The organism is Paenibacillus agaridevorans, assembly GCF_018604145.1.
In the GTDB taxonomy this organism is placed as follows: domain Bacteria; phylum Bacillota; class Bacilli; order Paenibacillales; family Paenibacillaceae; genus Pristimantibacillus; species Pristimantibacillus agaridevorans.
Map to the genome: position 1 here is coordinate 1,274,246 of NZ_CP075889.1, position 16,109 is coordinate 1,290,354.

Here is a 16,109-nt window from a genome sequence, read left to right on the forward strand (position 1 = left end):
AAAGCGACGCCCGTTAACACAGCAACGACGAATGCTTAACACATTTACGCCATTATAATGCGTGGCTTAGAACATCTCGGGGCGACTGACCGACAAGAAGCCTTTCGCCGTCGGTATAACCTTCCTCGCGACCTGTCAATTCCTCGACAACCCGGTTGCGCCAGACGGCAATTTCATCCGCATATTCGACTTCCCCAATCAAATTTTGCAGCTCGTTTGGATCTTGCTCCAAATCAAAAAATTGTTCGTCTCCCGATTGGGAGTACCAAATATACTTCCGTTTCCCATCGGTCGTGTAGTGGAAAGACATTGCCCCATGGGCATGCTCGCCGTGTATATATTCACGCCATTGCGCTTCCTGCTTATCTCCGCTTATTTTGCCCAGCGGCAGCACGCTGCTTCCATCCACGCTGTCAGGAATCGCAAGATCGGCAATATCCAGCAGAGTAGGCATAATATCGCGCATCTCGACGACTTGCGTTACTTTCTTGCCGCCTTCGAGTCCCAGCCTTCCGGTAGGATCGCACAGGATAAACGGCACTTTGGCGCTTCCTTCATAGGCTAACCGCTTCTGGTACAAATTGTGGTCGCCCATCAGATCGCCGTGATCGGACGTGAACATAATGACGGTATTATCGCTGACTCCGAATTCGAACAACGCATTTAGCAGTCTTCCGATTTGATTGTCGATATGGGTAATGAGCGCGTAATAGGCCGCAAGCGCATCCTGGCGCATACGGTCATGCACAAGGCCTCTTCCGGTCGTCGGATTAAAGCCGGCTCCGTCCGCATCCTTATCATCTGCCCAATCTCCGATCGGAGGTTTCGGCAATTCCATGTTTTTGTACAGATTCAGATAAGCCTCCGGCGGATCAAGGGGCGAATGCGGACGAACAAAGGAGGTCCACAAGAAAAACGGCTTGCCGGGATCTCTTCTTCGCAAAAAGTCGATCGACCTCGTCACGGCCCAATTGGTCGGATGGTATTTCTCTTCCAGATGCCATGGTCTGGAAACAACGGATGCGTTGCAGTCCAGTCCATGATCCATAATATCCTGATCATAGCCGGCGCGCTCTCGCAGCCAAGGCAAATAGTCGTCGGTATAGTCCCACCATTCCAGGGCGGAGGAACGCGCGCGATTGCGATTGTAGTGCATATAGCCGTCATGCAGTTCGATATGATGGAACCCGCACAGATTGCGAGTAGGGTAGACATGCATTTTCCCGATGCATTGCGTATGATATCCCGCCCGGGCCAGCTCGCCGGGAAGGGTGTGCTCGTAATTCCAGACGACCTTGTCCTGATAACCGACCCGCCCATGGCTCCGTTGGCTCATGCCCGTCAGAATAGAGGCTCTGGCGGGAACGCATGACGGTGTCGCGGAGTAAGCGCTCGTGAAGGTAACGCCCCTCTTTGCCAGATGGTCCAGATTCGGAGTCTGAATGACCGGGTGATTCAAATAATGAAGACAATCATATCTCATCTGGTCGACGGTAATCAATAAAAGATTCGGTTTCATGGCGTGCTCCTTTTTCCATGTTTTTCACATCGTAAAAATTATACCTTTTTGCACAGCCTGATTGCTGCAAATTAATCTTTTTTTTCATTCCAACGTTCATATTGTTCGAAACTTGTTCAGAATAAGCGGGCAGGATTAAACCGATATGTTGTCGAAATGGTTGCGAACGAATTGACTATTTGGGATCTAAGTTGGAACAGCACTACTGGTGAAGGGCAGGGATAAATCGGTATGAGAAGAACCATCGTCATATCTGATATACATGGCTATTATGAGACGTTCCTGGCGCTTCTGAATCAAATTCAGTATAACGCGATTCATGACCGGCTTGTGCTGCTTGGAGACTACGTGGACGGAGGGCCGTCCTCGCTCAAGGTCGTCCAGCACGTCAAAGCGTTGTCCAATCTGAACGGGGTGAAGGTCATTGGCGGAAATCACGACGATATGTTCCTGAATTGGCTGGATAACCAGGATTATATTCTTTCGCCTTATACGACAGCCCGCAACGGCGGCACCCAAACCATACGTTCCTTCTGTCCATGGTATATAGACGAAGATGACGATGAGAAAGCGCGAGTCTTCATTAAGCGGAATTATGCACCGGAGATCCATTTCCTCAGAAATTTGAAGTATTTCTTAGAAGACGAACATCATATCTTCGTACACGCGGGCATTAACCCCCAGATCAGGCATTGGCGTCAAACGTCCACGAAGGACTTTCGGTGGATAAGAGGGGTGTTCCATGCTTATGACGGAATTCTGCCTATCTCCAAAAAAATCGTGTTCGGTCATGAAGTGACGGCGAGGCTTCATGGGGAGAAGGTGTTCCATCCCTGGTTCGGGAAACAAATGATCGGCATCGACGGCGGCATTAAATTCGGCTACCAGCTTAACGCCTTGATCATTAGCGATGGATTGGACTACACGTACGCAAGCCTAAAAAGCGTGGATTAAGGAGGAGACTGGATGCGCAAGCTTGTTTTTTTCCTGGGAGGGGCGGGAGCGGGCAAGACGACGTTGGCGAAGGAGTTGGCCAAAAGAAGCCGTACCGCGCTGTTCGACATGGATACGCTGCTACGGCCGGCGGCCGAAGCCATCATGACGCAAGCGGGACTGGACCCGAACGACCGCGATTCCGAGCACTACAAATCGAGATGCAGACACCTGGGTTATCGGCTGACAATGGATGCCGCCCTCGAGAACGTGGAGCTTGGCAACGATGCGTTCGTCGTCGGTCCGTTTACCAGAGAGACGGAGGCCCCCGACTGGCTGGCTAGCGAGCTGTCGCGGATAGGCGCTTCGTTAAGCGACGTGGAAGTGAAGGTCATTTTTGTCTGCCTCCCCGACGACAGCCATTACCGAGCACGCATCCTGCAAAGAGGATCCATGCTCGATGCTTGGAAGCTGGACAATTGGGAAGCATTCAGCAAGTCGCTCGTTCCGCGAGCCATACGATGGCCGCTGCCAGAGTCGTCGATCCTCTATTTCGATAACTCCGGCGAGCTGACGGTAGAGAAGCTGGAGTTGGCGGAGCGTTTTATCGGTTAGGTCTTTTTTATGAAACTGCGCTGCCTCTAGAAGGTGGCTTCGATCGTCCCAAGTGGCAAAAGAGGCCATTTTGTTCTTACTTAAGCATTTATGAAGCTGCCCTATCATCGCCAACTTGTTAACGGAAATGAGGGCCCTTATATGGACCGTTTGGCGTGATATTAAAATCTAACGGAACTCTGCGACGTTATTCGTAAGAAATCCAGGCAAACCGCGGACTTTTGCCTAACATAAGGGCTGTCAGTTCCATTAGATTTGCGAAGGGCTGCTTTTTGCTGAAATAACGCTTTTCATTTCCGATACAACCTTTAATATGAAGATACTGTTTCTCATGTCCGTTAGGTTAGAGGCTGACGCCGGATAACGATCCAGCCTCATGAATGGGAGCGGGACGGTTTATTTTGCATGCCTGTATTCGCAAAAATCAGCGATATTATTATATGATTGGGCACTAATCTTATATTGTCCGAATCAAAGCAAAGGTTGTAAGATAATGGTAGCCATGAATCGAGGGAGACCGAAAGAGAGTGAGATAGGGAGCGTTCTTTTTTTCAAAAGAGAAAGGATTATACGGACAAATGTAAGCGTTTACCTCACAGGGCATTGACAAGATTTCATGGGGGGGTCTATATGAAACGTACACCTATGATGTTGCAGCTCATTGTCATCTTATTTTGCATTATGGCCGTGCCGACGGCGATCTTGACCTGGTACAGCGGGGAACAGATTTTGCGAAATTCCGAACAGGCCATCGCGGAGTCGACCCTGGAGGGTCTGGATGCGAGCCGCAAGCTGAACGAAAACGCGCTGAACAACCTGGCCCAGAACACGGTGCGTCTGACGGCCACCCATATCTTCGACCGCATCCGGCCGTACGAGACGTTCGAGGAGCTGAACTCCAGCTTCGATACGGTCACCAACGCGAGAGCCGTGCTGCAGCAATTGCTGAACTTGAACCGGCATGGCGAAGGCGTGCACTCTTCCTTCTTCCATCTGGGGGATGCCGACTATGTCGTCTCGACGGACAAGGGGATCAAGGAGCTGGAGTCGTTCGAATCCATCGACTGGCTGGAGGACGCGCTGAAAGGCCAAAGGGGAATCAGCGGCGTGTGGTATCCGCGGAGATTGGATTCCGGCGAGTACGTCATCTCTTACGTGCTTCCGCTTAATCGGCTATCGACGACGACGCGGGGAACGATCGTCGTTAACATGAAGGAGAACCAGATCGACAACGTATTCCGCTCCTCCGGCACCGCGCAGCGCGGTTTCATATTGCTGAACGGGGACGGTACGGTCATCTCGCACAGCGACAAGGGCATGCTGCTTTGGAATGTAGGCGAAAATCCCGTCATCTCCGGCATACTCGCGCAGAGCGAGAGGGAAGGTTATGCCTTCCGCGAAAACGCCGGCGGCGAGCGGCTTCTGTATACATGGTCCAAATCGAGCCGGTACGGCTGGACCAGCCTGAACATTCACTCCGTCGAAGAATTGATGGTCAGCTCGCATGGGATGCAGCGCAATATTATGCTGCTGACCGCCGTCATCATTTTGGCGGGTACCGTATTCAGCGTCTTGCTGGCTACCTGGGTATCCAAGCCGGCGAGAGAGCTGGTCCGTTCAATGCGGTCGCGCGACGACGTCGTGGTCAAGGGGCGGAACGAACTGGCGTTTCTGGATGCCGCTTTCAAGCGGATGAGAGAAGAAGAGGCAGGGCTTAACGAGCTGTTGCAGATGCGAGAGCAGGATGCCCGCAGCATGGCGGTGCAGCGTTTGATCCGGGGAGAGCCGACGCCGCAGGCTGCGGAGTTGTTCCCTTCCCCTTATTATCTGGCGGCCGTCGTCTCCATCGACCGGTATCGGGTGTACGTCGGCAAGACGAATCCCGAGACGAGGAGCTACCACCGCTATCTGCTGACAACGCACTGCGACAGCCTGTTCCAGGAAGGCATTCGGGCACGCAGCGTCTATCGGGGAGACGGCTGCTTCGTCATCGTGATCAACTACGGGGAATCGGAGCGAAACAGCGTCAGCGCGGACATCAATGACGCGCTCTCCGCGATCCGCGACAAGGCGGCCGAGCTGCTGGATCATTCCGTCACGATCGGCGTGAGCAGTCCGGCGGAGGAGAGCCGCGAAGTGATGGACCGCGTCGCGGAGGCGTCGGAGGCCATCAAGCAGCGCATGCTTGTCGGAAGCGGAAGCATCCAGTATTGGCAGGAGGAGAGCGGACGCGACAAAAAGTATATTTACCCTTCCAACAGCGAGAGGCGCATGCTCAATTATTTGGACCAGGGAGACCTTGACAGCATTGCGAAGGAATTAAAAGCGATCGGCGACGAAATTCGATCCGCCGAATACGTCTCCTACGATAATATTCTCTTCGTTTATCATCAATTGACGGGCGTCACGATCAAACATTTGAGAGAGAACAACGTCAGCACGGCCAAAATTTTTGCGGGCAGGGGCAACATTTACGCGGCGCTCGCCTCCATCGACACGCTTGACGAGCTCGAAGAGTACGTCTACGATTTTTGCAGGGAAATCGTGCAGTATCTGGCGCGCACGCCGGGAGAAACCAATCAGCACGGCGAGCGGATCATCAATTATCTCCAGGAACGCTATCGCGAGGATATCGTCTTCCAGGAGATGGCGAAGGAGATCGGCATCAGCTATTCCTATATGCGCAAGATCGTCTACGAGATGACGGGCCAGAGCCTGATCGACTACCTCAATCAGCTCCGTATCGAGAAGGCGAAGGAGCTGCTGCTGGATCCCGGGCTTACGATCGCGGGCATCGCCGCCGAGGTCGGTTATTATAACGTGCAGAGCTTCAACCGATTTTTCCGAAAGTTCGAGGGCATGCCGCCGAGCGGCTACAAGGCTTCGAAGTGCCGGACTTCCTAAAGCCCATCCTTAAGCCCATCCGAAGCTGCCTCCTAAGCCGTCATGGCCAGGGAAGGCAGCTTAACTTTTGCTCATGGCCTATCAGAATTGATCATAAGGCACCCCAAGAAGCTCGCAGAATCAAGGAAAAGATCAAAAGTGAAGGGCGATAATCAAACCTCATGATTTACCGCCGCGAAATGTAAGCGCTATGATTAGGGCAATCCCGAAGCGGACCACAGTCGGAATGCGAGCGGATAAGTCGGGTCAAAAGGAGGTGAAACTTTGAAAGCTGGAGGAACTGCGGAGGTGGAACCAACAACCGCTTCCATACGGTACGCAGGCACAAAACGGGGTCTTTTCTATTATCTTCGCCGGGATTGGCAGCTCTATGCGTTATTGCTGATTCCGCTGTCGTTCGTCCTTCTCTTCAAGTATGCGCCGATGTCGGGACTGATGCTGGCATTTAAAGAGTACAAAATCGCAAAAGGGTTTTGGGGAAGCGAGTGGGTCGGGCTCGAAGTGTTCCAGGAGCTGTTCGCCAAGCCCGAGTTTTTCAAGGCCGTGCGCAACACCCTGCTGCTCAACGTGCTGGATTTGCTCTTTAGCTTCACGATGCCGATCGTGCTTGCGTTATTGCTCAACGAGATCAGGGGCACGCTTTTTAAGCGCGTGAACCAGACGCTGCTCTACCTGCCGCACTTCCTGTCCTGGGTCATTATCGGCGCCATCGCCTACCAACTGCTCGGAGAAGGCAGCGGCATGATCAATAATCTGATCGAGCAGATGGGCGGGGACCGGATTCCGTTCTTGCAGAAGGATACCAACTGGCTGTTCAGTTATCTGGCGATCGGCGTGTGGTACAGCATGGGCTGGGGCACGATTATTTATCTCGCGGCCATTACCGGCGTCAATCCCGAGCTTTACGAGGCGGCGACGATGGACGGAGCGGGGCGGCTTCGCAAAATGTGGAACGTAACGATTCCATCCATCCGCATGACGATCATCACGCTTCTTATCCTGAGTCTCGGCAACGTCATGGGCGGCTCGTTCGAGAGAATCATCGGTCTGGCGAACAAAGCGACGACCGAGTTCACCACAACGATCCCGGTGTTGGTCTACCGCTGGGGCATCGAAGGCGGCGACTTCAGCCGCGCGACGGCGCTTGGCTTGTTCCAGGCGGTCATCGGACTTATCCTCGTCGTCATCGCCGACCGGATCGCCAAGAAGCTTGGCGAAGACGGACTGTTCTAGGAAAAGGATGTTCTACTGGTAACCGAACATTTAGAACTTGTATTTGTATCTTGTATACAGAAAGGAGGAAAAGCATGAAAGCAAGGGGGAAACCGGCCGCGGCATCCCGGCGCCATCGCATCGACGTCTGGGAATGGCTGATTCGCCTTTTCGTGCTGATGGCATCGCTGGCTTGCCTGCTGCCGTTCGTTCACGTTGTTGCCAAGTCGCTTAGCGACGATGCCTATGTCATCGCCCAGAAGGTATTTCTCGTTCCGCAAGGCTTTACGCTGGAGGCATACGGCAAAATTTTTGCGGATGCGAGCATTTTGCGTTCGCTATATGTAAGCGTTCTCGTGACCGTCTTGTTTACGATACTCGGCATGATCGTCACGATTTGCGCGGCTTACCCGCTGTCCCGTCCGCAGCTCAAGGGACGCGCGGTGCTGACCTTCCTTTGCGTGTTCACCCTGCTGTTCAGCGGAGGCATCATACCCGACTACATGCTGATCAACAGCTTGGGGATGCTGGACACCATCTGGTCGTTGGTGCTGCCGCTGTCGTTCAGCGCCTTTAATCTCTTGATTCTAAGGAGCTCCATCGCCAGCAACATTCCCGTCAGCCTGGAGGAATCGGCGAGAATCGACGGCGCGGGACACTTCCGTATTCTGTTCAGCGTCGTGCTGCCGCTCTCCAAGCCGATTTTGGCGACCTTGTCCCTTTTCTACGCGGTGGGACGCTGGAACGCCTATCAGGATGCCTTGTTCTACATCAAGTACAATATCGATCTGCGTCCCTTGCAGCTGAAGCTGTATTATCTCGTTATCCAAGCGAGCGAGAGCTTCCAATTGGAGGCGACGACCGTGCAGCTCAGCAATCCGGAAGTGCTTAAGGCGTCCGTCGTGGTATTCGCGACGCTGCCGATTGTATGCGTGTATCCGTTTATCCAGAAATATTTTGTGCAAGGCGTCATGCTGGGGTCCGTCAAGGGTTAAAAGGTTAATCTGCCGTCCCGAGCTTCGCGAATACGACAATATGGGGGTATTACGATGAGCAAAAAAAGATTGCTGGCCATGTCCATGGCCGTTATCATGAGCACGGGGCTGCTGGCCGCCTGCTCCAACAATAACAACGGAGGCGGCGCGGCGACGAGCAGCCCGGCTCCGACCGCGACAAGCGGCAGCACGGAGCAGCCAAGCGAAGGTTTCCCGGATTATTCGAAAGGCTTCCCGCAGAAGGTTAATCTGGAAATCCCGGTCTACGAGCGTGCCTTCGAAGGGTGGAACGTTACCGATAATTACTACACGCGCTGGGTTCAGAAGGAATTCGGGGACAAATACAACATAAACGTCAAGTTCGTGCCGATTACGCGCAACAACGAAGTAACGGATTTCGAGCAGCTTCTGGCCGCTCAAAAGGCGCCTGATATCATTTTCCATTACGATATGCCGCAGGCGCTTGCGTATTACGGAGAAGACGTCATGCAGGAGCTCGATTGGGAAGAGATCGCCAACTATGCGCCTACTTATTGGGGCAATTTGAGCGAGACCATCCAGCAATACGGCGTTGTCGACGGCAAAAATACTTTTTTCTTCGCGGCCCGTCCGGATACGGACAACTACGTCTCCCTTATCCGCAAAGACTGGGTAGAAAAGGTCGGCATGAAGGTGGAGGATCTGACATCGCTGGAGAAATACAACGACATGCTCGTGAAGTGGAAGGAAGCGGGACTCGGCGTGCTTGGCGGCTCGCTCACGCGCAACAACTACAATTATAGCTATGCTTTCCGCGACTGGCCGGTTGATCCGAAATACCGCGCGCTCTACTCCGACCTCGCCGCAGCGGACTTGACGACGAAGGATTCCGAGGAATGGCTGCGCAATCTCAACTACCAATTCAACAATGGCCTCATTGACAAGGAATTTTATCTTCGTGATGACGACAACAAGATCAAGTCCGAGTTCGTAGCAGGCAGAACAGGCACGTACGGGCTTTATCTCGCCAGCAATACTGACGTTTTCGAAGCGACGTTAAAAAACAATCCGGGCGCCGAATTCGCCGTCGTGCCGCCGTTCGCGGGCATACCGGAAGGCGGAGTGCCGCAAGCCAGGGCATACTGGCCGTTCGGTTTCATTATGGGCATCAACTACTTGTCTACGCCGGAGGAGCGGGCGGCCGTCTGGATGTACCTCGAATGGATGAGCCAGCCGGAGAACCTGTTCGTGTTCCAGAATGGCGTGGAAGGCCAGAACTACACGCTCGACGCGGACGGTCTGCCGGTGAAGACGCCGGATTTCAAGGGCGAATCCGTGCTTTCGCAGAATAACAACAAGGACTACTGGGCGCTGGTGACGGAAACGCCGGTTTACGCGACACCGGAGCTGACGCGCAAGGCGAACCTGCGGAACTGGGCGCCGGTAGGCTACGAGTATCTGGCCGAGGATTTGCTCAGATACCGCGACGAGACGGCGCAATACCGGACGCCTGATGCCTTGTTCACCGTCGTGCTGGAGAAGGTAAACGAATACAAGGCCGATCTGAACGCGCTCTTTCAAGAGCTTTACCTGAATATCGTACTCGCTCCGGAAGCCGAATTCGACGCGAAATACGAGGCGGCCAAGAAACGTTACCTCGAAGCCGGCTACCAGGAAATTCTGGACGAAAAACAGAAAGCGATCGACGCCGGTCAATTCCGGTAAGAACCGACTTGGCCGACCGAAGGGCCCTGCCTTGGGCAAGGCTCTCCGGCCGAACGCTAGGCAAGATGCGCGGAAGAACGACCGGCTCCGCTCCGGAGCCGGTATATCGACATTATGACGGATACATAATGTATCGGTTTTTCGATGATGCAGATTGAGCAAGCAGGCAACGGACAAACAATAAGGAGTTGAGTTCATGTCAAAGGGTATGAAACGCGCCTCTCTTCCGAGGTCGCTGACAGCCTTGCTGCTGTCCTGCATGATGGTTTTCTCGCTGACCTCCCTGCCGGCTCCCGCGCAGGCTTCGTCGGCCCCTGGCGCGCCGGCGCGTCAGGGCGATTATTTGGGCCGAGGGTTAGTTGCCGTGCTGGTCGACGGCGGCGTCTTCCTGAGCTGGCGTTACCTGGTTACGGATCCGGAGGACATCGCCTTTAACGTCTACAAGAACGGCAACAAGGTCAATGCGTCCCCGATTCTCGACGTAACGAACTACGTGGACGCCACGGGCGCGGATAGTTCCCGCTATCAAATTTCGACCGTCGTCGGCGGCAAAGAAGAGATGCAGGCGGGGACGGTGCCGGTATGGCACAACGAATATTTGCCGATCCAGCTCGACAAGCCGGCCGACGGGCGGACGAAGGACGGCGGCAGCTATTCCTACATCGCCAGCGATGCCTCCGTCGGCGACCTGGACGGCGACGGCGAATACGAAATCGTTCACTTATGGAATCCGACGAACCAGAAGGATAATTCCCATTCCGGCTACACGGGCAACGTCTACATGGACGCCGTCAAGCTGGACGGAAGCAGGCTGTGGCGAATCGACCTTGGCGTCAATATCCGTGCCGGCGCGCACTATTCGCCTTTCATGGTCTATGACCTAGATGGGGACGGCAAAGCGGAAGTCGTCGTAAAAACGGCGGATGGCACGAAGGACGGCCAAGGAACCATTATCGGCGACGGCTCCAAGGATTATCGCAATGATGGCGGATATATTTTGTCCGGTCCCGAATATCTCACTCTGTTCGATGGTGAGAGCGGATCAGCCGTTTCCACCGTCGATTACGACCCGCCGAGAGGCAATGTCAGCGATTGGGGCGACAACTACGGCAACCGCGTGGACCGGTTCCTCGCTGCAATCGCCTACCTGGACGGCTCGACGCCCAGCGTCGTTATGACTCGCGGCTATTACACTCGGACGGTGCTGGCGGCTTATGATTATGTCGGCGGCGAGCTGGTGAAGCGGTGGACCTTCGACTCCAAGGTAGCGGGCAGCCAGTACGAGGGGCAAGGCAATCATGGCATCAGCGTGCTGGATGTAGACTCCGACGGCAAGGACGAAATTATATATGGCGCATTGGTCATTGACGACGACGGTTCGGTATTATACAGCACGGGGCTTGGCCATGGCGACGCCATGCATGCCGGCAAGCTGGATCCCGGCCGCGACGGCTATCAAATTATGAGCGTGCATGAGCATACTTCCTCGCCTTACGGCATCGAGATGAGGGATGCCGCCACGGGAGAAATTTTGTGGGGCCAGTACACGGGCAAAGACACCGGACGCGGCATGTCTGCGGACATTGACCCGACTTATCCCGGCTACGAATCTTGGGGCTCCGGCATTACGGACGGGCAAGTAATGCCGGAGACAAGCGGCTATTCGGCATCCGGCGAGGCGATCTACGCGCCGAACGAAACGCCGAAAAGCGTCAACTTCGGGATCTGGTGGGACGGCGATCTGGGTCGCGAGCTGTTCGATCACGTATGGGACAACAGCTCAGCCAAGGGCATTCCCGTTATCTATAAGTGGGACTACGAGAACAAGAAGCTGAACGAGATCTTCCGGGCGACCGGCGCGCTCACGAACAACCATACCAAGGGCAATCCCGCGCTGCAAGCCGATATTCTGGGCGACTGGCGCGAGGAGCTGCTGCTGCCGAACGGAGACAGCACGGAATACAGACTGTACACGACGACGATTCCAACGGGTCACCGGGTCCCCGCGCTGATGCAGGATCCTGTCTACCGCTTGGGCGTGGCCTGGCAAAATGTAGGCTACAACCAGCCTCCGCATACCAGCTTCTATTTGGGGTACGGCGCGACGGACTTCCCGCAGGCGGAGCTCGCGCTCGCAGGAGGCCCCGAGGCGCTTACGCGCATTCGGCACTTTGACTTCGGCGCTTCGACCAGCCCGGATGCCATCGGCGTGGGGAATACAACCTATGCTCCGGGCACGGGATACGGATTCGCCAGCAGCGGCGGGATCGGGGTAGAAGCCGGTCACGTGGCCTTGCCGGAGAACGCCAAGTTCATCGTCGACCTGCCGAACGCGAATTACAAGGTGACGCTTAAGCTGGGCTCGGCGGACCGCGCCGGAAACGTCGGCGTGAAGTCCGAATTCGTGCAGAAGCTGGCGGCGACGAACGTGGCCGCGGGCGAATCGCTGGTCTATTCCTATGACATCGCGCTGGTAGACGGCCAGTTGGACTTCGACTTTACCGGAACGGCGATCGACCTCCAGGAGATTGCGATTGACCAGTATCCGGCCAAGACAGCCGGCGCCGCGACTACCGTCTATATGGCTGGAGACTCCACGATGCAGTCATACAGCGCGATGCAGGCTCCGCAAGAGGGCTGGGGGCAGCAATTCGGGCGCTACTTCGCAAGCGGCGTCGTAGTCGACAACCACTCCATCGGCGGCAGAAGCAGCAAATCCTTTATGGTGGACGGTCGATTGGATACGATATTGCGTGCGATCAAGCCGGGGGATTACTTTTTTATCTCCTTCGGCCACAACGATGCCAGCGCCGGCATTCCGGAGCGGTACGCTTCTCCTGCGGATTATAAAACATACTTGGGCCGATATATCGATGGCGCCAAGCAGCGCGGAGCGAATCCTGTCCTTCTTACGCCTGTAGGACGCAGAGACTTTAATACGATGACCCAGGAATTTAATGTAAGCTTCCCGGAATACGTTAATGCGGCCAAGGAAGTGGCGGCGGAGAAACAAGTTCCGCTCATTGATCTTAGCGCGTTAAGCATAGCGCGTTATAACCAGATCGGACTTGCGGCATCGGAGAAGCTGTTCCTTTACGCTTATCCGGGTCAATATCCGAAATATCCGAATGGCGTAAACGATAATACACATTTTAGTGGCTACGGAGCGACCGTCATAGCGGGGCTGGTGGCGAAAGCGGTCAAGGAGCAGGAGCTCGGCGGCCTCGCGCCGTTTGTCATCGATCCGGATGTTGTCGAGCCGGAGCCCGAACCCGAAAACCAGGTCTACAGCGAGGACTTCGAGGGCGATCCAGGGGCGATTCAATACGCGATGGTTAACGCTACCGGCATTGGAGGTACGATGACGGGCACCGTCGTGGAGCAGAACGGCAACAAGGTGCTTAACGTCGTCGGCTCCGGATCGGGACATCGCTCCAAGGTGTTCCGCTTGTTCGACGCCGTCGGCGGCGACATTGTCGACGTGAATTTTGACTGGCACACTGGCAACGTAGGGGCTTTCCCTTCGGAAGGACATCTTACTCTGCAGGACGCCAATGAGAATATGATTCTCACTCTGTATACAACGAGCAGTTCGAACTCGACGATCGGTTATTTCGCCGGCCAGTACCCGGCGGATTACGGAACCGGCACTACCGCCATTCCGGAGGGCGGCGCCTTCACGACCATTGCGAAAAACCAGTGGGTGAACGTAAACGCCAAGATCAACTTCGCAGACAAAACGATCGATCTGACGCTGACCAGCCTGGCGAACGGCAGCACACAGACGATTAGCGATATTGAGATGAGCGCCGGAACCGCCTATACGGACAACGTAAGGGCGATGCGTTTCCTGGGAACGAGGAAAGGCGGCGGCGGCACTTTAAGCTGGACGACTGGGATCGACAATGTCCGGATCGAAGGGATAAAGCTTCCTCCGGCTGCAGGAGATCAGACCGCGCTAATCGCGCTGCACGAGGAAGTTAAGGCGCTGGATCTGTCCGCCTACACGGAAGCTTCTATATCGGTCTTGAATAAAGCGCTGGCAGCAGCCGAAACCATTATCGGCGCGGAAGCGACGCAAGCGCAAGTCGACCATATCTTTAACATGCTGGCGGTGGCCAAGGCATCTCTGACGACTCAGCCTGCGTTGCCCGTGAGCGATTACCGGTTCGACTTTGGCCCGGGCGCCGCGGCGGAAGGCTACGCGCAAGTCGACGCCAAGTGGGCCTACGTGGAAGGCAACGGCTACGGTTTTGCCGATACGGCTCTGACTCAAAACGAGAACCGAAATACAGGCAATGCGTTATCGGAAGATTTCGTCCGCTTGAACGGCACTTCTTTCCTTGTAGAGATGGAGCCTGCCAACTACCGAGTGACCATGACCATGGGCGATTCGGCGGAGTCGACCCATGCAGGAATTACGGTTGAACAAATGGGCAAAGTGCCTGACGCAACGATACCGGCAGGCGAGCATCGGGAAATCGTCTATGACATCGCGCTTATCGACGGCGTATTCAACTTCGGATTCTCGGGCAACACGCCAAAGATCAACGCCTTGAAGATCGAACGACTGCCCGACAACTCTACCGGCGACAAGCCGGTCATCTATCTGGCAAGCGACTCTACCGTGGCTAATTACGCGGAAGGCTACCGTCCGCAGGCGGGATGGGGCGAGACGCTGGGAGGTTATTTCGATTCCGGCAAAGTAATCATCGACAACCGGGCCATCGGCGGGCTAAGCAGCAAGACGTTTCTGGTCGGCGGACATCTCAATGAGCTGCTGCTGGACATCCGCGAGGGAGATTATCTGTTTATGCAGTGGTCCCATAACGATTCGACGCCTTCGCGTCCGGAGCGTTATCTCACGCCGGAACAGTTCAAAGAGTATCTGAAAACCTATATCGAAGGCGCGGAGCAACGTGGCGCGATTCCGGTATTGGTCACGCCTGTAAACAGGCGCGATTACACTGGCGAAACGCTGAACAAGAGTTTCCCTGAGTACGTACAGGCAATGAAAGTGGTTGCGCAAGAAACCGGCACGTTGCTGGTTGATCTGAACCAAGCCAGCTGGGAGCACTTCCAGGAGCTTGGCCCGGAAGGGACTAAAGGCATTTTCTTGTGGGTAGACGGCAAGGAAGACAATACGCATTTGCAAATGAACGGCGCCATGGTCGTATCCAAGCTGGTGGCAGGGCTGGTGAAGGAGCTAAACATCCCGCTCTCCGCATTCGTGACATTGGAGGATACCGAGGTTCCGCCCGGCGAAGTCTGGGCCAAGGCGTATCTGACGGGACCATCCAGCGCTTATGCCGGTCAATCGGTTGATTTCAAGATCGGCGTATCCGAAGTGGAAGCAGGCTTCACCGCCATGGACGTTATCGTCCAATACGATCCGGGGAAAGTGTCGTTTGAGACGATCGCAGGAGAAGATGGCGAGCTAGCCCTGGCAGATGGCGCCATCTCGCAAAGCCGGGAGCATGTGCATATTCTTGCGACGGCCGTTCGACCGGAAGAAGGTTTGATTCGCGTCATTCTGCTGAGCGGCGGAGAATCGCATGCCGTCTCGGAAGGCGGAGAGTTGTTCAACCTTCGAGGGAAGGTAAAGCCAGGCCTCGCGGCCGGCAATGTCAGCACCTCTGTGACGAAGTTCGAGGTGTCCCGCAATGGCTCGGCCGGAGTAGCCGATATCGCCGAGGCATACCACTCGTTTAGCATCGGGCAGGAGCCTCCGATCGATTCTGACAAGTCGGTTTTGATCGCAGCAATCGCGGCTGCGCAGAATCATCTCTCGAAAGCGGTGGAAGGCACAAAAATCGGGCAATACGAAGTTGGCGCGAAAACGTTGCTTCAAGGAGCCATCGATGCGGCCTCTGCGGTTCGCGGCAATGCGTGGGCGACGCAAGGTCAAGTCGATGCGGCAACTGGCGCCCTTAACGGCGCGGTGCAGCAGTTCCAAGCGAAGTTTATCAGCCTGGTGGACGGTCAGACTCAAATTACGATTCGCGATCTGTCCATGATCGCCAAGTACTTCGGAGTGACCTCCGAAGACGACAACTGGAACGAGATCGAGAAAGCGGATCTGCTGGGCGAAGGCAAGATCAACATTCGCGTACTGGCGGCCGTTGCGCAGATGATTCTGTCGGGCTGGAGTGCGAAAGAGTAATTTATGTAAAGGAAAGTGGGGAAGGGGATGCAGGCCCCTTCCTCTTCCTACATGGGAAGGAAGA

Annotated in this window: 8 protein-coding genes; 7 read left to right on the forward strand and 1 reads right to left on the reverse strand. The window is 55.1% G+C overall.

All coding sequences use genetic code 11. From position 1 onward, the window contains the following. Positions 1 to 52: 52 nt before the first annotated feature. Positions 53 to 1,519, reverse strand: coding sequence for an arylsulfatase (locus tag KJW29_RS04925; protein WP_214628967.1), 1,467 nt, complete (start codon positions 1,517 to 1,519; stop codon positions 53 to 55). A 231-nt stretch (positions 1,520 to 1,750) separates the two neighbouring features. Between KJW29_RS04925 and KJW29_RS04930 the strand changes: the two genes are divergently transcribed. From KJW29_RS04930 to KJW29_RS04960, 7 genes are all read left to right on the forward strand, one after another. Continuing rightward, complete coding sequence (locus KJW29_RS04930) at positions 1,751 to 2,473, forward strand: metallophosphoesterase (protein ID WP_214628968.1); 723 nt, start codon at positions 1,751 to 1,753, stop codon at positions 2,471 to 2,473. A gap of 12 nt (positions 2,474 to 2,485) precedes the next feature. After that, entirely contained in the window at positions 2,486 to 3,067 is a 582-nt protein-coding gene (locus KJW29_RS04935; protein WP_214628969.1) for a P-loop nucleotide/nucleoside kinase family protein, read from the forward strand. A 630-nt stretch (positions 3,068 to 3,697) separates the two neighbouring features. Then, positions 3,698 to 5,971, forward strand: a complete 2,274-nt coding sequence (locus tag KJW29_RS04940; protein ID WP_214628970.1) for an AraC family transcriptional regulator — start codon at positions 3,698 to 3,700, stop codon at positions 5,969 to 5,971. Positions 5,972 to 6,235: 264 nt separating this feature from the next. Then, a complete protein-coding gene (locus KJW29_RS04945; protein ID WP_087568807.1) occupies positions 6,236 to 7,204 on the forward strand; it encodes an ABC transporter permease in 969 nt (322 codons plus the stop codon). Positions 7,205 to 7,278: 74 nt separating this feature from the next. After that, entirely contained in the window at positions 7,279 to 8,178 is a 900-nt protein-coding gene (locus tag KJW29_RS04950) for a carbohydrate ABC transporter permease (RefSeq protein ID WP_087568806.1), read from the forward strand. Positions 8,179 to 8,232: 54 nt separating this feature from the next. Beyond that, positions 8,233 to 9,882 carry an extracellular solute-binding protein gene (locus tag KJW29_RS04955; protein ID WP_214628971.1) on the forward strand — a complete coding sequence of 550 codons (1,650 nt, stop codon included), beginning with the start codon at positions 8,233 to 8,235 and terminating at the stop codon, positions 9,880 to 9,882. A 196-nt stretch (positions 9,883 to 10,078) separates the two neighbouring features. After that, positions 10,079 to 16,045: a rhamnogalacturonan lyase family protein gene (locus tag KJW29_RS04960; protein ID WP_214628972.1), complete on the forward strand. Its 5,967-nt coding sequence runs from the start codon at positions 10,079 to 10,081 to the stop codon at positions 16,043 to 16,045. The last annotated feature ends 64 nt before the right edge of the window (positions 16,046 to 16,109 follow it).